Source organism: Sphingobium sp. YR768 (assembly GCF_900111125.1).
GTDB lineage: Bacteria > Pseudomonadota > Alphaproteobacteria > Sphingomonadales > Sphingomonadaceae > Sphingobium.
Genome location: NZ_FOGE01000049.1, coordinates 1 through 21,583, shown reverse-complemented (window position 1 = coordinate 21,583; position 21,583 = coordinate 1). Strand labels below are relative to the sequence as shown.

The 21,583-nt window shown below is 58.5% G+C and carries 18 protein-coding genes and 2 pseudogenes; 7 read left to right on the top strand and 13 right to left on the bottom strand.

Annotated features, from left to right (window positions below; translation table 11 throughout):
* Positions 1 to 163 precede the first annotated feature (163 nt).
* From BMX92_RS25435 to BMX92_RS25415, 5 genes are all read left to right on the top strand, one after another.
* Positions 164 to 1,372, top strand: a complete 1,209-nt coding sequence (locus tag BMX92_RS25435) for an ROK family transcriptional regulator (protein ID WP_143066909.1) — start codon at positions 164 to 166, stop codon at positions 1,370 to 1,372.
* A gap of 310 nt (positions 1,373 to 1,682) precedes the next feature.
* Positions 1,683 to 4,058, top strand: coding sequence for a TonB-dependent receptor (locus BMX92_RS25430; protein WP_256213625.1), 2,376 nt, complete (start codon positions 1,683 to 1,685; stop codon positions 4,056 to 4,058).
* A 17-nt stretch (positions 4,059 to 4,075) separates the two neighbouring features.
* On the top strand, positions 4,076 to 5,986 hold the full coding sequence (locus BMX92_RS25425) for a sulfatase-like hydrolase/transferase (protein WP_093022116.1): 1,911 nt from the start codon (positions 4,076 to 4,078) through the stop codon (positions 5,984 to 5,986).
* A 2-nt stretch (positions 5,987 to 5,988) separates the two neighbouring features.
* On the top strand, positions 5,989 to 6,789 hold the full coding sequence (locus BMX92_RS25420; protein WP_093022114.1) for a formylglycine-generating enzyme family protein: 801 nt from the start codon (positions 5,989 to 5,991) through the stop codon (positions 6,787 to 6,789).
* A gap of 109 nt (positions 6,790 to 6,898) precedes the next feature.
* A complete protein-coding gene (locus BMX92_RS25415) occupies positions 6,899 to 7,123 on the top strand; it encodes a helix-turn-helix transcriptional regulator (protein WP_256213624.1) in 225 nt (74 codons plus the stop codon).
* Between the two features lie 62 nt (positions 7,124 to 7,185).
* Here the strand turns inward: BMX92_RS25415 and BMX92_RS25410 are convergent, their stop codons facing one another.
* From BMX92_RS25410 to BMX92_RS27160, 5 genes are all read right to left on the bottom strand, one after another.
* A complete protein-coding gene (locus BMX92_RS25410; protein WP_256213623.1) occupies positions 7,186 to 8,142 on the bottom strand; it encodes a DUF6538 domain-containing protein in 957 nt (318 codons plus the stop codon).
* A gap of 501 nt (positions 8,143 to 8,643) precedes the next feature.
* On the bottom strand, positions 8,644 to 9,444 hold the full coding sequence (locus BMX92_RS25405; RefSeq protein ID WP_093022105.1) for a hypothetical protein: 801 nt from the start codon (positions 9,442 to 9,444) through the stop codon (positions 8,644 to 8,646).
* Positions 9,434 to 10,528 (bottom strand): hypothetical protein, encoded by a 1,095-nt coding sequence (locus tag BMX92_RS25400; RefSeq protein ID WP_143066908.1) that lies wholly within the window; start codon positions 10,526 to 10,528, stop codon positions 9,434 to 9,436. The genes BMX92_RS25405 and BMX92_RS25400 overlap by 11 nt, the downstream gene beginning before the upstream one ends.
* Before the next feature lie 14 nt (positions 10,529 to 10,542).
* The gene (locus tag BMX92_RS25395; RefSeq protein ID WP_143066907.1) at positions 10,543 to 10,905 is read right to left on the bottom strand and encodes a hypothetical protein; all 363 of its coding nucleotides are present in this window, start codon (positions 10,903 to 10,905) and stop codon (positions 10,543 to 10,545) included.
* Complete coding sequence (locus tag BMX92_RS27160; protein ID WP_143066906.1) at positions 10,880 to 11,452, bottom strand: hypothetical protein; 573 nt, start codon at positions 11,450 to 11,452, stop codon at positions 10,880 to 10,882. The genes BMX92_RS25395 and BMX92_RS27160 overlap by 26 nt, the downstream gene beginning before the upstream one ends.
* 928 nt (positions 11,453 to 12,380) lie before the next feature.
* Here BMX92_RS27160 and BMX92_RS25385 point away from each other — a divergent pair.
* Both BMX92_RS25385 and BMX92_RS25380 read left to right on the top strand, forming a co-directional pair.
* On the top strand, positions 12,381 to 13,286 hold the full coding sequence (locus BMX92_RS25385; RefSeq protein ID WP_093022093.1) for a macro domain-containing protein: 906 nt from the start codon (positions 12,381 to 12,383) through the stop codon (positions 13,284 to 13,286).
* On the top strand, positions 13,277 to 14,260 hold the full coding sequence (locus BMX92_RS25380) for a DarT ssDNA thymidine ADP-ribosyltransferase family protein (RefSeq protein WP_256213622.1): 984 nt from the start codon (positions 13,277 to 13,279) through the stop codon (positions 14,258 to 14,260). Before BMX92_RS25385 ends, BMX92_RS25380 begins: the two co-directional genes overlap by 10 nt.
* Before the next feature lie 21 nt (positions 14,261 to 14,281).
* Here the strand turns inward: BMX92_RS25380 and BMX92_RS27595 are convergent, their stop codons facing one another.
* The 8 genes and pseudogenes from BMX92_RS27595 to BMX92_RS25345 form a co-directional block, all read right to left on the bottom strand.
* Positions 14,282 to 15,532, bottom strand: a complete 1,251-nt coding sequence (locus BMX92_RS27595; RefSeq protein WP_177185262.1) for a hypothetical protein — start codon at positions 15,530 to 15,532, stop codon at positions 14,282 to 14,284.
* 37 nt (positions 15,533 to 15,569) lie between these two features.
* Positions 15,570 to 15,851: an HU family DNA-binding protein gene (locus BMX92_RS25370; RefSeq protein WP_093022128.1), complete on the bottom strand. Its 282-nt coding sequence runs from the start codon at positions 15,849 to 15,851 to the stop codon at positions 15,570 to 15,572.
* A 38-nt stretch (positions 15,852 to 15,889) separates the two neighbouring features.
* Positions 15,890 to 17,257, bottom strand: coding sequence for a DUF6161 domain-containing protein (locus BMX92_RS25365; protein WP_093022087.1), 1,368 nt, complete (start codon positions 17,255 to 17,257; stop codon positions 15,890 to 15,892).
* An 88-nt stretch (positions 17,258 to 17,345) separates the two neighbouring features.
* Positions 17,346 to 19,010, bottom strand: a complete 1,665-nt coding sequence (locus tag BMX92_RS25360; RefSeq protein ID WP_093022125.1) for a strawberry notch-like NTP hydrolase domain-containing protein — start codon at positions 19,008 to 19,010, stop codon at positions 17,346 to 17,348.
* 132 nt (positions 19,011 to 19,142) lie between these two features.
* Entirely contained in the window at positions 19,143 to 20,489 is a 1,347-nt protein-coding gene (locus BMX92_RS25355) for a fumarylacetoacetate hydrolase family protein (protein ID WP_256213626.1), read from the bottom strand.
* Between the two features lie 60 nt (positions 20,490 to 20,549).
* Positions 20,550 to 20,741: pseudogene (locus BMX92_RS28250) on the bottom strand (fumarylacetoacetate hydrolase); the annotation flags it as partial.
* A 137-nt stretch (positions 20,742 to 20,878) separates the two neighbouring features.
* Positions 20,879 to 21,136: pseudogene (locus BMX92_RS25350) on the bottom strand (transposase domain-containing protein); the annotation flags it as partial.
* A gap of 149 nt (positions 21,137 to 21,285) precedes the next feature.
* Positions 21,286 to 21,468 carry a hypothetical protein gene (locus tag BMX92_RS25345; RefSeq protein ID WP_143066905.1) on the bottom strand — a complete coding sequence of 61 codons (183 nt, stop codon included), beginning with the start codon at positions 21,466 to 21,468 and terminating at the stop codon, positions 21,286 to 21,288.
* Positions 21,469 to 21,583 lie beyond the last annotated feature (115 nt).

Here is a 21,583-nt window from a genome sequence, read left to right as displayed (position 1 = left end):
GCTTGATCCCCATCGTCCGCTCCGTGTTCCAACACGGAGCCCTATGAATCAGCAATTAGACCTCTTGGGAATCCTGAATGTCGATCGGCCCTAGACTGACGGCCGGCTCTAATCAGCTGCCAGCCTGCTTCAACTGTGGATCGGCGGCTTCAGAGAAATTCGCTTGTCGAAGCTGGCGGTGCGTTACAAACGTGCAAGCGTGAGCATCAGAGACCCTGAGGACAGCACGCTTCGGATCATGAAGCATATAAGACGGGCCGGAGCCTTGTCTCGTGTCGAACTGACGCAGGCGACCGGAATGGCTAAAGGCTCCATCACCGAGATAGTTGGTCGCCTGGTCGCGCAAGGCCTGTTGGAAGAGCATATCTCTCTGCCCTCTGGGAGGGGCCGTCCCCGCATTTCGTTGCGGATCATAGCGAACGCCGCCTATGTGATAGGTCTGTCGCCTGCGGGAAATGATGCTCTGTCTGCTGACATCATCGATATGAACGGCAACAGGCTTTTCTCTTCGCAATATGGGATTGGTCGCCTTGATGTGGCCACCTTTGCCGATCATGCGGTCGCTGCCATAGAAAGTGCCATTGTTCAAAGCGGAATAGAGCGTGAACGAATCCGCCATGCCGGCATCATCCTTCCCGGCCAGGTTGATCGAAATGCCGGCGTCATTCTCTGGCTGCCGCATAGCGGATGGCACCCACCAACTGCAGTTGGTCCGCAGATTGGTCAGGCTACTGGCATTCCGGTCACGATCGATAATCGCGCCACCGTGGTCGCGAGGGCCGAACACTGGTTCGGACAAGGGGACTGGCTGGATGACTTTACCTGTATCGCGCTGCTGGAGCGTGGCATGGGTGGAGCGCGCTATCGCAACGGCCATCTTCAAACTGGCGTCAACGGCAGTAACTCAGAGATTGCGCATGTGAAGGTCGCGTTCGAGCAGGGACGCCCCTGTTTTTGCGGCGCCTCCGGCTGCCTGGGCGCTTATGCCAGTGTCGGTGGAATTATCCGTCAATGGTTGCGCGGCGGTGGGGAGCCCGAAGCGCCGATAGGGTCAGGAGAATTCTCAGCCTTAGTCGATCTTGCTCGATCTGGAGACGGTGTCGCTCTGGCTCTTTTTCGATCTGCTGGACGCGCTTTGGGCACGGCGGTCGCAAGCCATATCAATGAGGCTGATTCCGGCCATGTTCTCATTGTTGCAGCTGAGCCTGAGCTACAGGCCATGATCGCGCCAGCATTCCATGAAGCCGTTGGGGAGCATATGCTCGCGACACTGGTCGACAAAACCCACATCGAATTCCGCACGATCGCGGAAGGCGATTTCTGGAAAGGCGCGGCCTCGCTTGCGCTGGAGCAGCTTTATCGCCGGCTGTGAGTGAGCGGAAAGCACAGCTTTGGGGGGCTGGCAGATTTAGTTCATTGACCAAACTTATTCCTACGACCTAGGTAGACAATGTGTTGGACAGGAAAATGCCTGCCCGCTGTCACCGGTCTGCTGAGGCGACAACGCCAGGACGACCCCCGATCCACAAAGGGGCCCGCAGAATGATCATTTCCCACTAGGCCTTGCCGCTCGTCCCAGATCTGTGGGGCGCCCCATGACCTTTCCACCCCTGCACGCCATGCCAGCGAAAGAAACATTTTCGCGCGAGGCTGGCGCGCGCCGATCATCTGCGGAGAACATTGTGCAATCCGATAAAAGCGCCTTTGTAAAGCTACCCCTGGCTGTTGCCCTGCTGGCAGGCACCGCCCTGGTGCCCACCCTCGCTCACGCCCAGGCACAAGCATCTGATCCCGGAGAAATCGTCGTCACCGCGCAAAAGCGCACTGAACGTCTCCAGGATGTTCCTCTTGCGGTCAGCGCGCTGTCCGCTGAGACCCTTGGCCGACAGCAGATCAACGACACGAACGGACTGGTCGCGGCGGTTCCCTCGCTCACCTATACGCAGGGTAATAATGTTTCCAACTCGACCTTCCGTGTGCGCGGGATCGGCACCACATTATTCAACCAGGGCTCGGAATCCTCGGTCTCGACGGTCATCGACGGCGTCGTGATGGCACGACAGGCGCAGGGATTTGTGGATCTGGCCGATCTGGAGCGCGTCGAGGTTCTGCGCGGCCCGCAGGGCACCTTGTTCGGCAAGAATGCGACCGCCGGCGTCATTTCAGTCGTGACCGCGCGGCCGACCGATCATTTCACGGCGCGTGCAGACGCGACCATTGCCGAACTGGACGAATATCGCATCAAGGGCACCGTGTCCGGGCCGCTTACGGATCGCCTGCGCGCGCGGGTCAGTGGCTTTTACAATGACGTAGGCGGCCACATCACCAATGTGGCGAACGGCAAGGACAAGAACGGCTTCAAAAGCTGGGGCCTGCGCGGCAAGCTGGACTGGGACGCCACCGACAATCTCAATTTCCTCGCTACGCTCGACTATCGCAAGATGAATGCAGATTGCTGCCAACCGCAATATATTCAGACAACGACCCCGTTGCTGACCCAGTTGCTGGGGACGGTCGTCGCCAGTCGCCATAACCGGGAGGTTAACATCGATGCGCCTTCCTTCAACAAGACACGGCAGTGGATCGCATCGCTTGAAGGCAATCTGGAGCTTGGCGATCATACGCTCACTTCGCTGACAGCATGGCAGGATTTCGACTTCGACAATAATGTCGATGTGGATGGTCTCTACACGCCAAGCCCGATCTTCGTACCTTTCTCCAACGGCAAGGGCGTGTTGAATGGTGGTCCGGCAGGCGTAAAGCAATTCAGTCAGGAACTGCGTCTGACGTCGCCGCAGAACCGGCCGCTTACCTATGTCGCTGGCCTCTATTATCTCGACCTCGACGTTAGCCGCGGTTTCCGCCGGCGGCTTGGCAATTGCTTGGCTGGTGGCGCAAAGGGCGCGGCCGTCTACGGCCAGCCTTGCGCCGTTCCTACCTATGCCTCGACCTATCATGAAGCGAGTTCGAAGACTGAGCAGTTCGCCGCCTTCGGCCAGGCCGAACTCAAGCTTGTCGACGCGCTCTCGCTGATCGCCGGCGGGCGCTTGCAGCGTGAAACCGTGTCCTATTGGGGCAACAGGCCGGGCCGGGCCCTGGTGGCAGGCGATACAGCGCAACTGGGCGCCTCGACCGGCAGCGGATCGACCGCCGATACCGACCTGTCCGGCAAACTTGGTCTTCAATATCGTTTCAGCCGTGATGTGCAGGCCTATCTGACCTGGACGCGCGGCTATAAGGGCGCTGCTTACGATATCGAGGTCACGGCCAATTTCGTAAACCAGCGCCCGGTCCGCCCGGAAACGGTCAAGGCCTGGGAAGCCGGCCTCAAATTCGATCTCTTTGATCGGGCTTTGTCGGTCAATGCAGCCGCCTTCTATGCGGACTATTCCGATCTCCAAGTGCAGGCCGCCTATACCGATCCAGTAACGGGTATCGTCTCCTCCATCCCGACCAATGCCGGCAGCGCCGTCACCAAGGGCGTGGAGGTGGAATTCACGGCCCGACCTGCGCGCGGCCTGTCCTTCAATGGCGGCCTCACCTATCTGGCGACCAGCGTGGATGTGGACGGGCTTAGCTGCCCGCTGCCGCAGCAGGCCAGTGCAGCGGTCAGCAACGCGTCTCCGATCAACAGCTGCTATCGCCTGACGGCAGGTGGCACGCCCTATCTCAATGTCCGGGACGGCAGGCTGCCCAATGCCCCTTCCTGGCGGGGCACGCTGACGGCACGCTATGAAAGCGATCTTCCGGGCACTGATCTTGCGCTGTTCGGGCAGGTTACGGGCAACGCCCAGAGCGCCGTCAATTTCAGCCTGGAGCAGGATCCCGATGCTGCCCAAAAAGGCTATGCGACGTTCGACGCCAGCGTCGGGGTTCGTCGCCAGGATGGCCGCTACAGTGTGACGCTGTTCGTCCGCAATCTCACCGACAAGCATTTTCTCACCAGCATCGGTAGGGCGGGGCAACTCACCAATGCCGCCAACCCCTATAATCTCACTGGTTTTACTCCCAAGGATGCGGACCGCTATTTCGGTGCCAACCTGTCCATCAGCTATTGATCATGAGGAGGAACGCCATGGCAGCGCTGAACCGACGTAATCTTCTTGCAGCGGGCGCCGCCGCAGCAGCGGCGAGCCTCAGCGATGTCGCTATGGGCAAGGATAAGGGGGGCGAACGACCGAACATATTGTGGCTGGTGAGCGAGGATAATAATCCCTTCATCGGTACCTATGGCGACAGGCTCGCCCACACACCCACCATTGACGGGCTGGCGCGCAAGGGGCTGCTATACCGCAATGTCTATACGACAGCTCCAGTCTGCGCGCCGACCCGGTTTGGGATCATCACCGGCGTTCATCCTGAAAGCGCGGGGCCAGCGCACAATATGCGCGCGGTAGCCCATCTTCCTGCACTTTTGGCGGGGTTTCCCACCTATTTGCGGGAACAGGGCTATTACTGCACCAACAATGCCAAGACCGATTATAATTCTGACCTGAAACCCGACCAGATCTGGGACGAGTCCAGCAAGACGGCGCACTGGAAGAATCGCCCTGATGGCGCGCCCTTCTTTGCCGTCTTCAACCATGAAACGACCCATGAATCCCGTATTTTTCAGGCACTCGAAGGGCGGGTGAAGCCTGAAGACATCCGCCTGCCTGCCTATCTGCCTGATACACCCGGCATCCGCAGGGACTTTGCCACCTACTATAACCGTATGGAGCAGATGGACGGAGAGCTGGCGATCAAGCTCGCGGAACTGGGGGGCGCTGGCCTCGCCGAGAACACCATCATCTTCTATTATTCCGACAATGGCGGAGTCCTGCCGCGCAGCAAGCGCTATTGCTATGATGAAGGCCATCGCTGTGCGATGGTCATCCATATACCCGAAAAATGGCGCCACCTTTCTCCCGCCCCGCAGGGTAGCCAGGTCAAGGCGCCGGTGACCTTTATCGATCTCGCGCCCACCGTCCTCTCACTCGCCGGCATCGCCAAGCCCGACCATATGCAGGGTAGCGCATTCCTTGGCCGTTTTGCTGGAAAACCCAAGCGCTTCGCGTTCGGGATGCGCAATCGCATGGATGAGCGCTACGACATGGTCCGCACCGTGACGGACGGGCGCTATCGTTACATTCGCAACTATTCCCCGCACCGCATATGGGGGCAGCATGGCTCATTCCAATGGGCGGCCAAAGGCTATCAGGACTGGGAAGCCGCGCATATCGCCGGAACTTTGACGCCGGAACAGGACCTCTTCTGGGGTACCAAGCCTTTCGAGCAGTTTTTCGATCTTGAAGGCGATCCCGATCAGGTCAGCAATCTCATTGACGCTGCCGATCATCAGATCCGGATCGCGCAGATGCGCCATGCGCTCGACCAGCATATGCTGGAGGTCAATGACAATGGCTTCATTCCCGAAGGGTCGGTGCTTGAAGGCTATGACGAGAGCAGGCGCAAGGGCGCTTACCCGCTGCAGCGGATCATGGCACTTGCCTCCATCGCGGCACAAGGCAAGACGGAAAACCTGCCATTCCTCCTCTCGCATCTGACCGACGCGCATGACGTCCTTCGCTACTGGGCTGCGCAGGGATTTTTGATCGCAGGCGAGAGAGCGCGGCCGCATGTGGCACAGCTTCGCGATCGCCTGGAAAAAGAGACCAGCCCTCAGGTGCTTGTCGCTCTGGCAGAAGCGCTAGCGCGCCTTACAAACGATCCTCAGCCAGTCTCGACGCTGATCGACCTGCTTGAAACCCATCCGCATCCGCGCGTGCGCCTTCAGGCCATCAATGCGCTGACCTATATTGGTGACAAAGCTCAAACCGCACGCAACGCGGTGCGGCGAGCATCGGAAAGCGATGACGAGTATCTGATCGGTGCCGGGCGCTATCTGAACTTTGTTCTGGACGGCAGCTACACACCGACTTCTCCGGTGTTCGACTATGAGGCCTTTATCAAGCGCATGCAGGCAAAACCCAATGTGGTGGGTTGAACATGGATGTCGCCGCCACTTCAGTCCGGCCCATTCCAGGCGGTCGAGTTCTGATGGGCTCAGAGCGCTTCTATCCTGAAGAAGCGCCGCTGCGTGTGGTGGAGGTGGCGGCTTTCATTGTCGACACTCATCCCGTGACCAATGGTCAGTTCCAGGAATTTGTGCGCGATAGTGGCTGGGTGACAGTGGCGGAACAGGCGGGAGGCTCCATGCTGTTCGCATGCCATGATCCCGCCCGTTATCCCGACTGGCGTTTTGTTGCAGGCACATGCTGGTGTCGGCCATTGGGTCCGAAAAGCGCAATCGATGCATTGCTTGATCATCCGGTTGTTCATGTTGGGCCAAGAGATGCTGAGGCCTATGCAACCTGGGCAGGGAAGCGCCTGCCGACCGAAGCTGAATGGGAATGGGCCGCGCGAGGTGGCTTGCATGGCCTTGACTATGCGTGGGGCGATACGCTCGAAACCGACGGCCTGATCCCGGCTAATATATGGAGAGGTGTTTTCCCGCATGATCGGCGCGGCGGGATGTCTTTGCCACTGACCACGCCGGTGGGGGCCTTTTTGCCGAACGGATTTGATGTGCATGATCTGATCGGGAATGTCTGGGAGATCACGGCCGATACAGGAGATATCAGCGAGACGCAGGCATGCTGTAGTGACAGCAAAGCCCAAAATCACGGTCATATCATCAAGGGCGGCTCTTTCCTGTGTGCGGAAAATCATTGTCGACGCTATCGGCCTGCAGCGCGACAAGTGATGAAGGAGCCCGCCTCTCATATCGGCTTTCGGTGCGCACATTGATCAGTGAGGCACGAGATTCCTGCGACCGAACATGCGTCTCAATCCACGAGCTATATATCATCCGCGCGACGAAATGCGGCACGAATGGTAGCAAAAGCCGTACCAGCTTTTGAGGCTGAAGGCAGTCATTTCGAGGACCGGCATGCCGATATCGACGATCTATCGTCGCGAGCTCGCCGGCCGGTTCCCTAGACGCCTGCGCATCGGTGCTCGGGCGGTTGCCTGGTATAAGAGCGAGGTCGAGGAGTTCATCGCGAACCCTATGGGATATCGGCCCTCGAACAGTCCTGCCAGAATCGAGCTTCGCGGCTATCTGCCACCAAGCCAAGCCTGATCCGGAGGCCGGCGTTGTTGTATCGGTCGCTCTCATACAGCCGACGGGAGCGACCGGCACATTCAGGCCGCGGTGCCTCCCTTCAGGCTCTTTTCCCGCGATAGAAGTTCGTGAGGAAACATCAGTCCCTCAGAAATCAGGTCAGCCCACACCTGATGCAGCGAGGTCCGCAGCCTTCGATAACGCGATCGATTATAGGACCATTCCGAAGCAGAAACGCCTTCAGGAACGTGCGCCAGGATCATGTCGATGACCATCCGATCGCCGTCGCGTTCAAGATCCGCGGCCCGCTCATTCATGATCGTCGAAAATGATGAACGCCAGCCATGAGGCACCATCTGGCCTTGATACCGTCCCCCTGCCATGCGCTTGTACATGGTGCTGAGCGCTGCATCCGACATGGGTTGCCTCCAGCCTTTCGCGCTCGGAAACAGAATCGGAAGACTTCCTGTGATCATCCGGATAATTCTGAGCACTTCGACGGCTTGATGGCAGAGAGGGACGTCGTGCCCGAAGGCTGGATTTTCCTTGTCCTCGACGACAAGTTTCATCCGACTCGCCGGGATACGCCAGATCGGTTGGTCTGGCGGTGTATCAGGATCGTCCCAATCTATTCCCTGAAACTCAGACCATGGTGCTGCCCGCAGGACGCCGACGCGCACCAGGGTCATGATCGGCTCAAGCTCCTCTATCTCGCTTTCTTGGTCGCTCAGGGCCTGATCCCGTAACTCAATCTGCTCTAAGTCTGCCTCCCAAATCAGGCGCTCCCGCTCTAGCTGGGCTGGGGATTTGGCCGCTGGAGGCTTGGACTTCCCCTGATCCGATACAGAGCCTTTCCGAGCATTGGCAAACAGCGCATCGGATTTGATGATTTCTTTTGGGATGAGCCGCTTGGCTTCCTCCCTATCCTTAGTCCGCAGGGACAGCATGATTTCACGCTTACCGAGGGCAAGACGCAATTCATCGGGTACAATGCGCCGAAAATAGTAAACTGAGCCGCGCTTAGCGAGATAGGACATGGGCGTTTCCATAGCTGTTACAGATGTAACAGACGCCTGTAAAAAGTCCCTATTTTTCAACGTTTTCCAAGCCTTTCAACAGCTTAGAGACGATGGTGGGCCCGGCAGCAACCGAAATTGTTGACTATCCGATTGAAAACAAAGGGTTTTTTCTGAACGCATCGGGATTATGCCCGCAATTATACCCACAGAGAAACCCGGCTTTAAATTTACCAATATTCTCCCATTTTTACAATCACTTAATCTCAATTTCCTCTTCCCCCGCCCCTTTCTGCCCGTTGGTTTGAGCTAGGTTGCGAAGTAGGTGGAGAACACAAAGCTTCAGTTCATCTTCCGTTCTCGATTTTCAATCTATCCGATCAGCATCCCCACGCCAAGATATGTCGAAGCGGCCAGACGAAGATCAGCCGTAGAGATGCTCGACTTCCGCCAAACTGCCTACCGCCAGTTTGACCAGCCCTGATCCATGTAGGAGATGCCTTCGCCTCAATGCACGACTGCCTACCCCATTTTGCAATTCACGGCCGCCAGGAAGCCTTGTATCCGGGCCTTCTGATTGGTCTCCCGAGCAATCCTGTCCCCAAATCGCCCGTCGAGGGTAAGAACATAGTCGCCCGACCGGAAACGCAATTCGCCAGTCATATCCGCCAGCTTCTCGAATATGGGACGGAAACCGTGACCATGCCCGGTGTCGCACGCGTGGCGTGACACCCCCTCTTCCACCATCGCCTCAAGCGCCGCCCCATGGTCGCTCAAGCCGCTGTGTTCCGGATTTTGGGTAAGACTGTCCAACACCCCGATGCCGCGATCGGAAACCACAAACTCAAATTCTCCTTTGCCAGCGCAGAAGAAAGCCGCTGCCGAACCAGAATTTTCCGAGTGGTCAACTACGTTCCCGACAAGTTCGCCCAGCGCTGCAATCAGAAACTTCGCCTGCGACCCGAAGCCAGCGGCAATCGCAGCTTTATGTGCGTCGATCTTGAAGCTCGTGAGGACAGCCTCGTCCTCCAGGCCTTCGCCCTTCACCATTCCCTGCCGCAAATCTCTCGCGACCCATTGTGTCGCTCCATCGAGAAAGGCATCGACCAAAGGCTCTAGCGAGCCATCGCTGAACCAGCTCTCGCGGCGGATTTGATGGAGCCTCTCAGTCGAGCCCAGATTTGCGATTTCGATGAGGGGGCCGATCGCGCGCGCACGAAAACACTGCCCAGATAGGTTAGGCGACTGCCCACGCTGCCAGGCCCGGCCAAGTCCATCGACAATGCCATAGCCAAAGGGAGGGCTGAGAAGATCAGGCTGCAAGTGGCGCTTTCGCCATGTTCGATGCGAACCAGAGCTTGGACACGCGAATATTCTCCTCAAGGAGTGCATCGACAGGCTCGCCGGTATCAGTGCGGCGCTCGTCCCAGCGGCGCTGCCCTTCCTCGTCCAGATAAGCGATCTGACGATGCTGCGCCTTCTCGAAAGGCGAGCTGTCGATGAAACTCACGTCAAAATGCGCGGCCAGCAAACTGCTCACTGCCGACCCGCCCCGCAGCAGCAAGCCAAGGCGGCTTGAAGACGCCGCCGCCAAGCCAGTCAGCCAAAGGGCATGCTGCATCATTCGGCCTGGATTGCGCGTTCCAGTCGTGAACTCATAAGCGATATGCGTGACCTCGGGGTGACCCGTGATATAATCTCCCCACCGCGCAAAGTCCGTTTCGGTACGACCGTTGACATGGAGAGCCGCAGGCTGCCCTGCAGACACAAGTTCGTTATAGGCGAGCACGATGCGGCGCATGGAATGAAGATCATCCCAACGCGGACGATCCACGATCAGACTGAAATTGGGCGTGGAAACCATAGCGATACCAAGGCGGCGCAGATTGCCGATCGCCTTCAGTCGACCTGAGCGTTCGAGCTTCCACCACTTCTCCACCTCCCGATCCTGCGCAACACCCGACAGAATGATCTTCGTCGCTGCGTCGAGCCTGAAGCTATCCTGGACAGACTGAATGTCTTCGAAGCGACAATCACCATTGCGGTCAAAGAAGCGATAGAGCGGGATGGCAATCGTCTTGGCCTCGACGGGCTTCTCCATCGCGCTACCGTGGAAAACCATCGGAACATAGGGCGGGATCGGATCGATGAGCAGCCTGGGGCCATCCGGGGTCTCGAGGTTCAAGCCCTTCACCTCGCGGATCCGATCGGCATAGATATAAGCGTCCGGACATACGATCTGGCAGGTGGCCGGGTTCCCGCAGCAATGATCCAGGCAATTGAAGCTTGCCCCGTCCACGGTTTGCCCACCGCATACCGACAACTCGGGACAGCCGATGCATCCCATCGACATGGGCGCGCCGGGGTTGCTCCAGAGACGTTTGAATGCACGCTGTTCGCCAGACATCAGCATTTCGCCCTTTAGTGAATGGTGACCTCGAAGACGCCGCTGATGGGATCGGCAGCTACGACACTGGCCCGGGCTATGTTGCAGCCCTGCGCCATCGAAAGGCGCAAATTCTGGGTGGGGTTGGAAAGGAGAATGACGGGCGAGGTCCCGCGACGCCCCACCATATTGCTGCCTTCCATGCGAACCGAAAAAGATTCGCCGACAGAAATGGTCGCCCCGCCAATAGCCTCTGCTTCATAGCGGCTGGGCGCACGATCAGCGCTGCGGGCAAAAAGGTCGGGCGTGTTTGCGACGACCGCCGCATTGTCCCAGCATTTTTCGAAATTACGCTTTGCTCTTGCCTTGAAGTCAGCTCCCACCTTCACCTCCTGCAAATATAGGTTTGTAGGTCTTGGTTCGGCCCTGCGCCTGCTCGCTAATCAACCCCAGGGACGACAATGATGATAGTCGATTATTCCATGCAGTAACTTTAACGTCACTTTTTTCTATTTCCATAAGCTGAGTAGCAGTCGTTTCGCCATGACGGCTCACAAGATCGAAGGTCAGTTGCTGCTTGGGATCCAGGGTCCCTATCCGACGACAGCGAATGACCTCGCCATCCAGCCCCAGCGTGCAGAGCATGAGTACGTCACCACGTGGCTGAACGACTTCCACCAGATCATCAATGACATCCGTCACAGCATTGGCGACGGCAGGATAGAAGTTCGACTTGCGGCTGCGCACGAACGTCCGGAAGGCAATCACGGATTCTCGAAGGAAGCTGGCAGTCGCAACCTGCACGCCGCGGAAATCGAGGAACAGCGGCTCGGGGCCGGAAGGTTCGTCCGGCAGCATCTCCACCAGCTTGGCATAGAGATGGCGGCCGCTTGGGGCGCCCGAAAGGATCTCACTGCCAGCCAATTTCGCAACGTCCAGAATCACAACGACCTCATTCTCATGTTATGCACGTGAGATACATGATCGAAGTGATCCGCGCAAGCCGGACTTGTTGGGAAGCCCGCGCCGATGTGGCGCGGCGGCCTGATGTTGCAATGCGCGGGGACAAGAGCTTTTGGAGTGAGGGACAAGAGCCTCTGGAGTGCACAGCGGCGCCGAGAGCAGCAGGTAACATGCCAAAATCAGTCCGTATTTCAGACTATTAAGCCTGCGCTGGACGCCCATTGCGATCGACGACGCAGTCCCACTTCACTAGACGTGACTTCCGCAGGAATGTCTCCTATGTTTCTGATCTAATGTCATTAAGTTCCTGAACCAAAGTGGGACCACCATGGTCCCACTTAGAGGCGACGAAGACGCCTCTTAGGATCAAGAAAATGGGTGGCTCCAACCCACAAAATGTCCTGATTTCATGATGATCTGATTTTAAAAGGGTCGATGGCCATAACGCCCAAACTCCAAATGCTCTGGTCCCGGACACCGATTATCAGCCCGGCATTCCAGACACAGCCCTTCCGAACTGAATTTATTTTAATCCATTTATATCAGATGGTTGATGCGCACTTTTGCGGGTGTCGTGGTTTCCACGTCACTCTAGAAGCTCTTGTCCCCTTACAACAGCATCAGGCTGCCTCCCCCGAACTTGGCCAGATACCCGTCCGGTTTGCTGGCTGTGGCCTCTGAAACTGCGGACGGCGCAGTCGTATAGGCTCAGCCGCCATGTAGGGACCGCAGATCGCTGTAGGTATCTCCACTGGTCGCCATACTTTCCAGCCGACCGCTTTTCCCATATCTTGGCTCAGGAAATGAGATTCGGCCCTTGCCTCGATGAAAGATTGTTCTATATTTGTTCTCATGCACAATCTGAGCCAGACGCGGCCATATCCCATGACATCGCAATGAGGGCTGGCTTATGCTGATTTATCGCCGTACCAGCCTTCTTGAATCCCCGTCGCAGACGCTTGTGAACACGGTGAATTGCGTGGGCGTGATGGGCAAGGGCCTCGCCCAGGCGTTCAAGACCCGCGAACCCAAGATGTTCGAGGCCTATAAGCGTATCTGCGACCAGCAGATGCTGGAGCCTGGCAAGCTGTGGCTATGGCGGGGCAGCGACAGTTGGGTGCTGAATTTCCCGACAAAGGTCCACTGGCGCAATCCTTCGCGGATCGAATGGATCGAGCAGGGACTTGCCAAATTCGTGTCTGCCTATGCTGAGCAGGGTATCACCGAGATCGCCTTCCCCCAATTGGGCTGCGGCAATGGCGGTCTGGACTGGAACGACGTCAAGCCGCTCATGGAGCAGTATCTGGCACCTCTGCCCATCCCGGTCTTCATTCATGACTTCGCGGTCGATGTCGGCTTGCCCGAGCATCTGGAGACAGTAGCAGCAACACTCAAGCGCGAGACCGCTGACGATGGTTCGTTCGATGGTTTCCGCTCGAGCATCCGGCGCGCGGTCGATCTGTCCTGCGGGCATCTTTCGATGCTTGGAAGCAATCGGGAATTCCAGGCCAGGATGGACGATAGCGGCCTGCTTCTCGAAACCGATGATGCAGTTCTGTTGTTCGAGGATGATGACCTGCGCGGCATCTGGCACGGACTGCAGAGCGGGCTCGTGACGAAGCGCGAAGCAGGTTGGTCGATCCGGGGAACTGGCGAGTCGCTGGTCTCCTTGCTGAGTGTCTTGCCCTCCGTGCGCCCTGTGGTGATCGAGCGCCATGGTGGCAGCCCGGAATATGCGATCGAGCCCAATCCGCATCGGCAGGGCTTCGCAATCGCCTCCCAGAGCAAGTCGCAGCACGAGCTCGCGTGGCACTAAGCCTCGATTATATCGACGCCCACATCGATAGCTGGCAGCGGCAGCTTGCCAGTCCGTCCTATCCGCATCGCAAGCACTGGCCATCGCGACTTTTCCATCATGCGCCGCTCGAAAATGCTGTGCAGATCCTGAGCCAGGGCATGCTGCGTTCTCGAGACGATGCCGAAAATGCCCGGACCCGCGACGTCGCAGCGCTAGGAGTGATCGATGCGCGCAATCATGCCCATGATCGCGTGCGGCTTTATTTTCGCCCCAAAACCCCCACTCAATATCATATCGAAGGCGTGCGGAAGCCTGGCGATTGCACATATCCAGGCGCCCATGCGCCGGTCCTGATCATGCTTGCCCTCGACGCCAGAAGCATCCTCGCCCGGCCTGACATCCGCTTCTCGAACCAGAACATGCAGCTCGCAGGCACTGTACCGGGCGACAGCGAAGCCTATTTTTCGGAGATCCCTTTTCACAAGGTCTTCTCGGAAGGCGGGACCGGTGGCGATCGATCGATAACCGACGCCCGCTGCGCCGAGGTGCTGCCTGCTTCCCCGCTCGATCTGGGAGAGTGCCTTGAGGAAATCTACCTGCGTTCGGACCCGGAGCGCGACACGCTTCTCTATTCGCTCGGCGCGCATGCGGCGCGCTGGGCGCCCTACTGCAAAGTTTCTGACGCGCTCAAGGTCTTCGAAAAGCGGTTCGCTTTCGTTCAGGAGATAGGACTATCGGCTGAAGGCGTGACGTTCCGGTTCAACCCGCGGCACGATGGCCGTAACCTTTCGATCGCGATCAAGATCTGGAACCAGGCCGGCCAGCAGATAGTCGAGTTCTTCAACGGCGATATGGCTGCCTTACCACCCCGTCCGGCGAAACGCTGGCGATACCGCGCCGAGCTGGCTGATGGCCTCTATCGGGTGGAAATCGAGATAGATGGACAATTGGCTCATGCCTCAATGATATCGCTAGGATCCGTCCTGTTCTAACGCAGCGTCGATCGCGCGTCCTTAGCCTTTGGCCTCATCCAGAATCTCTTCCAGCGTGAAGGGCTCGTGCCCATAGACCGCAGCCAGGCCATTGAAGGCGGCGACAACCAGTTCTTGTAGTGCCTGGGGCTCTGTCGACGTCAATATGCCATCATATTCATAAGCGTTCTCGACGGCGGCAAATCCCTCGTCCCCGAACTGGAAATCCCCTCGCGGCCACCAGCTGTCAGTCAGGTTGCTGATACCTAGCCTGGCATGGATCGGGAGCGCCCCGCCATATGCGAGAGCAAGGGCGCAATTTCGTTCCAGGAAATCGAGCCAATGCTTTACGAAATAACCGGTCGAAAGCGTTAGCCGATCCCCCTCACGCTGGAACAAGAACCCGCCGCCAACACCCCAGAATTCGCCCGTCTTCTCGAACCATTGCGTGACAGCCCGCGTATTCTGAACGCCATTTACCTCGTTACCTGGCCAATATATTGCCATCCCACCCTGGGAGATCCCATAGTTCAGCGAATGCGCGTTGGCGAGCAACGAGGGGTATCCACGATGGTCCGACAGAGCATGTCTGGCACCAGGTTTTACTGCCCATTTCGACGGAATGATCCGGGCATAGCCAGGAAAATACTGCTGCCAGCGAAACTTCCGGGTTCCGTGACCAGGTGTGGTCACAGTCTGGGGACTAGCCCTGTCGAACCACAGGTCGGGATCGCCAGGGAAATGTGGTTGCCAATGGATTGCTTCAGGCAACAGGGCTGGCACCTCTTCCAGCGCAAGCTTGAGCGCTTGCGCCAGACGCTTGGCGAGATCTGCGCGCACAAGGCGCAGCTCCTCAGTTTTCGCATCTACTGGAAGGCTAAAGCCGATCGGCGCGCGGCGCCCTCGCATGTCGAACGGGAGCCGGTCGATCGTGGCGCCCTCATAAGCTGTGTTCCAGACCTGTATGACGCGCAGCGTCGTAAGGGCCCTGTTGGCATATCCCATTTCCAGAAGCACATTGGGATTAGCACATGCCTTGCCGCTCGCGGAAACCGCGATCGGTGTCACATCCCCTACGAACACTGCGGCTTCGTCGATCTTGCGAAGGATAGTAGCCACAATGTCAGGCGAGCCGGCAACGCCTTGCGTGTCTGAGGTCAGGCTCGGCCGATCGGCCTCTTCGATGTCAGCGGCCAACATCGCGATCGCCTCATCAAGGGCATATCGAACCAAATCGCGCGTGACCCGACTGTCTAGATCACTCTGCCATGACCAGAAGATCGTGTTTGCCACTTAACCAGCTCCCATCATGAACCGCTCGAGCGTCGCCTCACTGCGCATTCAGCCGCTGCAGCATTCCCTTGCCGGCTTTGAAATGGAGACGTGATTTGGCGTCTACAGCCACGGCTTCGCCGGTCCTGGGATTTCGGCTTGTCCGTGCTTCATAGGCCCTGACCGAAAATGCTCCAAAGCCTCGCAACTCGACTCGCCCGCCATCGCTCAGCTGGTCTATAATCGTTCCGAAGAACAGGTCGACGATCTTCTCGACTTCTAGAGCGGTAAGGCTTGGATTTTCTTCGCTGAGCCTGATGATCAGCTCCGATTTTATCATGTACGATCTCCCCTCGATAGCGACGCCAGCCACTGCCGCTATTTGCTCAAGGATTTTGCCAGCAAGGCAGCAGCAGACAAGTCAAATCCACCGTCCCCGTCCTTGATAATGCCATCCTGCGTCGGCCGGAAAAGCGAGGTAAGGACGATCGTCTCATTGCTCACATCGACACTTGTGTCTTCCTTGAGCGCCATGAATGTCTCTGCAAAGGCGCGTTTCTCGTCAGCGTCGAGAGACAGGTGACGCTCGCTCAGGAATATCCGATACTGCATCCTTGTTACCCAGAGAATGAGCGATGTCATCAGCAAGATGCCTGCTACGGTGAGCGGGCCCTTAGCGGAAAAATTACGCGTGCAGTTTTGCGGTTGACCCGGCAGACAACTGAACTTTGAGAAACTGTCAGCGATGTAATCGCCTGCACAAGCTGGCACGCCAAGGCCGAGCAGGACGGCAACAAATGCCGCAGCCCAGAACTTCACCAACGCCTTTTTCGCCTCATCGCGGTGGGTCTCAGATCGCTTCTCCCATAGAGCGACCGGGGCGCGCAGGCGAAGCTGGACATGGAATAGATCCTTTAACGCCTGGAATTGCTCTTCGCGCTCCTCATGCTTGCGCCCGACAACCTTATCGAGCGCATCCATCCGCGCCTCTGCGGCAGCAAAGCGGCTCTCCACCTGCCCTTCTATGTCGCTGCGCCAGCGGCGATACTTCATAGCCCGCCGCCGCTCCGAACCGACAACCAGCGCCCTTAGTCTGCGGGCTTTGCGCGTGAAGTGATCTCTTAACGCGCTCAGTCGCGCCACATGATCAATGTTTGTCTGGTCCGCCTCGCGAACCGAGGCATCAAGCGCCTTCAACACATCGGCTGCACGGGACTGGGCCTCACTGAGATATCCGCCAACGCCCTTCTTCGTCGTGACCACAGATGCTGCATGTGCTGCCGCTATGAGAATTTCGCCCCGGTTATAGAGAGCAAGTCCAGCATCGTTGGGAAAACGCAGTGCATTCAGGTGGGAGAATTCAAAGGCAGCAAAGCGAGTATATGCAGCAAGCGCATCATCGATACGCCCCGCCCGGTGAAGTCCGAGGATCAAGCGCCCCTCAACGCTATCAGATGGAGGAGGAATGGCATTACCGCGTCGATAGTTTCTTGTGCTTACGGTCGAAAACTGGGTGCTGTCTTCCAGCGCTCCTTCAAGCTGATCAAACGCTTTCGCCAGAGTTCCTCCCGTGCGACCGGACTGTTGGATTGAAAAACTGACCCTCTCGGAATTGGCAATCAATTCCTCGAGAAAGTCGGACCAGGCCGCCCTTTCGGTTTCGATATAAGTTGCCATGGTCCGTTTGCTGGCGCGTTCAACGTCCGGCAAGCTGTTATAATGGATGACGTAAACTTCTTGCCCCATCAATGCGCCCCTCGCTTTGCCATTCGGTCATACCGTTTCGAAAGCGACATTAAACCTACATTCTGCCGCTCAAATTTTCGGAGCTGCCTCACCGATCCAGCTGAAACAGCGAAGCGCCATATCGCCGCCGCATGTCTCTTCTGGCATCTTCGATCAGCGCGGCGCTCTTGGAAATCCAGACGGCCTTGCGTCGATCGCGGCTCCATTGATCCATGATGCACGCCGCCACCTGCTGGCCTTTTCCGACGCCGGTGCCGTCGCCGATGAAGAAGCCCATGCGATAGGGTTCGCCATTTCCGTCAGGTGACAACAGGGTGCCGGCTTCATTGGGGGCGTAGAGACCGGGCAGGTCGCGCTCGAAGGCCTGCCCGGCGTAAATGAGGGTTTCGAGTTGCGCATCCGACATCGCGGCGACGGCGCAGCGTGGAAGCATCGGCACATAGGTCGGCTCGGGCGGCAGGATAGAAGACATGGCGATCGACTCGACCAGTTGATCGGGATGCGCTTTGCCACCAGCGATTTCCATGCGGGAGAGCCGCCAGGGTATGTAGATGCCGACCTGCTCGGCAGCAGACAGCGGCGTGTCGCGAACAGTATAGGCAAGCGGTTCGACGGTTCCATCAATGGCGACGATCGGCCGGGGCTTGGGGAGTGGTGCGATCGCCCCTTTCTTTCCCGACAGCAGCGATCGAGTGACCGGGCGCGCATTCCGCGTCGCATTCCCAGCCGAATGACGCCGACCTGCCGGTTGGCTCGGATCGGGCGGCTCCTCTCCGCCGAGCCGGGGCGGCAAAGAAAGGATATGCGGCAGTAGCGCGTCGACGCTATTCACCGTCACCCGGAGCGGCGTTCCTTGCCATCCCTTGTCATAGACCAGGAGGCGGACCGAGATGCTGGTGCCGTGCTTGGCAAATGGCCGCCCCTCGACCGTGATCTCGACCCGGGGCGGCACAAGGGCCGCGACCGCTTCATAGCCGCTCGCCGCGCTGCCATCATGCGCGAAAGCTGGCGACATGATCGCTACACAGCGTCCGCCCGGCTTCAGGCGGGCCAGAGCGGAACGAAGATGGCGTGCGCCCGCGTGGCGATCCTTGCCCCGCGCCTCGCTCCGGCTGAAGGGCGGATTGATAAGGACAAGGCTTGGGCGCTGCGCCGCGTCGAGCAGATCGTCGATATGTTCCGCGTCGTGCCGTGTGACCCCATCGCCGAATGCCTGGGCGAGCAGACCTGCCCGAAGCGGATCACGCTCGTTCAGCACCAGGCGTGCGCCGGCTGCCTTTGCAAAGCCCGCCAGCATTCCGGTCCCGGCGGAGGGTTCCAAGACCACATCGTGTGGCGTGATGGCAGCGGCCACCGAAGCGAGAAAGGCAAGCGGCGCAGGCGTCGAGAATTGCTGCATGTCGATCTGACGTTCGGATCGATAGCTTTGTGTGGGCAATCGCTCCGCAAGCGCAGTGATCGCCAGGAGCGCGCCATCGGGCTGGGCGTCATCGTTGCCGCCGTTATCTCTCTGCAGAAATGCCGTGACCTGCGCCAGCTCGAGAGCGTCATAGGCGTCGCGAAGCGACCAGGCGCCCGAACTGTCATCGCTCCCGAAATGCACTGTCATCAGCCGTGAGAGCCGTTGACGGCTGACAGGCTGGCCGGCGTGAATGAGGTCGGCAAGCGACCGCGCGACGGCGGCGATAGTCCAGATCTTCTGGTCGAGCGGGTCTGAACCGCTTTCAAGAGCGGCGAGAAGCGAACGGGTCATCGGAAAACTCCTGTCGGTGGGGACATTGCCACTGCTCGGCAGCACGCCCATCCCCCTCCTCCCTCCCGGTGGAAGGGCGTCGGGAAAGCGAAAAACCGGCGCCGCGAAACGCAGCGCCGGCAGGTGTGATGTTCAGGCTGCTTCCAGAAAGCCGTCGTCCGCATTTTCGGAAACTGCGCCGTCAGCAGCCTCGACGTGGAGCCCGTCACCATCCGTTTCGCTGCCCTCGCAATCGGGATGTTCCGCCCGACCGAAACGCATCTCGTCTGGCAGCCAGTTGAGAGCCCGGTCTTTGACCTCCGCTTCTACGATCAATTGCCCGGCGAAAAGCTTCTCGGCCGATGCCGCAAGGTCGTGCTTCTTGGACGCTGCGTAGCGATTGGAAAGCTCAAGGCCGCCAACCTCCCCAAAATGGGCCAATATTCTGCCCTTGCTCACCCGGTCGAAATAGCGGCGCGCCGTTGGTCGCCACCAGACATGCTCTTCGATTTCGAGCTTGCGTCCCAGATGATCGATGAGATCAGCGCCAGTCCCACCTACCGGGACCGCATGGAGGGTGCGGGCGATCGCCCAGCCGAGCCACGCGGCCCGCGCGCCTTCATCCAGGCCACAGAAAGCGTCATAGCGCTCGACAAGGTTCCCCGCCTCTGTCCAACTGCGGTCGAGGCCAGCATCGAGTTCCGTCCAGGCCTCGCCGGCCGGGGTGTCGCTTTCGAACCCCGGAACGCGCGAATAGGGAGCAGTAGCGCGTAGTTCGCTCGGATGCCCATAGCTGCGTCCAAGAGCGGCATCGACCATGAAGAAGGTGCCCAGGTCGAGGGCGAAATGCGGATCGCTGGCCACATGGAGGCGGAGGATTTCAGTCTTCATAATCGCGAGTTCCTCAGCCAGTTTCTGGCTGATCGGCGCGAGTGACGGGCCATCCTCGACCGGTTCCTGTTCGACCTCTTCGGACTGGATGCCATCGGCTCCCGGCTCGGCTTCGGCCTCTTCGACCTCCGGTTCGGGCTCGGGAACGATGAACAGTCGTTCGTGGAGCCTGGGCTGGCCGTCACTGCCGATGACCAGATAGGCGAGCGCCTTTTCCTTCTGCTCGGCAGAGATGAACGGGGGCTTTTCGTTGAGCGCCCTATGTTCCGCTTCAAGGGCCTCAATCCGGCTAACCGCAAATGGCGCCATGGCGCAGGGGGGGTTGGCCTGGATCCAACCAAAGCCGGTCTTCATTTCCGGTCCGGCCAACGCGCGCAGCGACCAATCGTTGATCTGCACAATCAGCTTGATGTGACGGATCGCTTCGTCCGCCGTGGTCCCCATCGGGACCGCGTCAACGATGACGCCGAATTCACCCTCGAAATCGATGCCGAGCGCTTCGTCCGGGAATTTCACATCATCGCGCGGTCCGTAGAATTTGTCGGACACTCCCTGGTACATCAGCGGCACGTCGGAGAGGATGGGGTCGATACCAAGTACCTGGCACATCAAATCGCCATGACTCTGGAAAGCCGATCCATCCAGCCATTGCCAAGCTCGCGGCATTGGCGCAGCGATATTGTCTGCCGGAAATTGTTCAGGAAACGCAGCAATCCCGAGCATCTCGGCGGCCACCAGATCCCATTGCTCCAGCGCTGACTGCAATGTCTTTACTGGCGCTATTGCATAGGAGCTGCCGTCAGGGGAGACTATAATCAATCTTCCGTCTTTCGACCCATCGCGCATGGTTGCTAGGCGCATCTTCGTTCTCTCCCGATTTGTGATCTCGCGATACGAAGCGCGGGAAGTCTGCACAAAGGCATTTGGTCAATAGGCTTGCATCGATACTATGCGATGGTCCGCGTTGCTCCTCGTATGCATTCGGTGAAGGCCGCGGATCAGGCGGCTTCGCGTTGATCTTCGGCTGCGCGCCAATTCCATGGCAGCAGTTCGTGGAGACGGTTCTGGGGGATGTCGGCGATGCGGCTGAGCACATCGGCAAGCCATGCCTGCGGATTGATGTCGTTGAGCTTCGCCGTGCCAATGAGGCTCAGCATGAAGGCGGTGCGCTGGCCGCCGCGATCTGAACCAGCGAAGAGCCATGATTTTCTGCCCAGGGCTATGCCTCTGAGCGCCCGTTCCGCCGCGTTGTTAAAGGGTATGATGTTTCCGATGCCCAGCCCGGTGGCCGAGCTGCTACATTTAGGGTAGCTTATCTAAGCCGGGATAGGGGCATCGGGAGCACGAAACGGTGGCAGGCCGTCCTTACGATGAGCTGCGAGCTCGAGTTGTTACTTGGCCGCCCCTACGACTTGCCCGGCTGCGCTGCGAGCGCGGATCCGTAGATGTCGTGCAAGCCACTGGCTCCCAGACGCATGGAGAGCAAAGTATGAAAATCATCGGTATGGACATCCATCGATCGTTTGCCCAGGTGGCAGTTCTGGAAGGCGGTCAGGTCACCAAACAACTTCGCGTCGGCCTCACCCATGATCCGCTCGTCGATTTCGCTAGGGTCAGGACCCATTGATATAACCGGCTCGATCTGATTCAGGCTCCGCGAGGAGATTGAAGATGAGCGACCTGTATTGGCTCACGGACGAGCA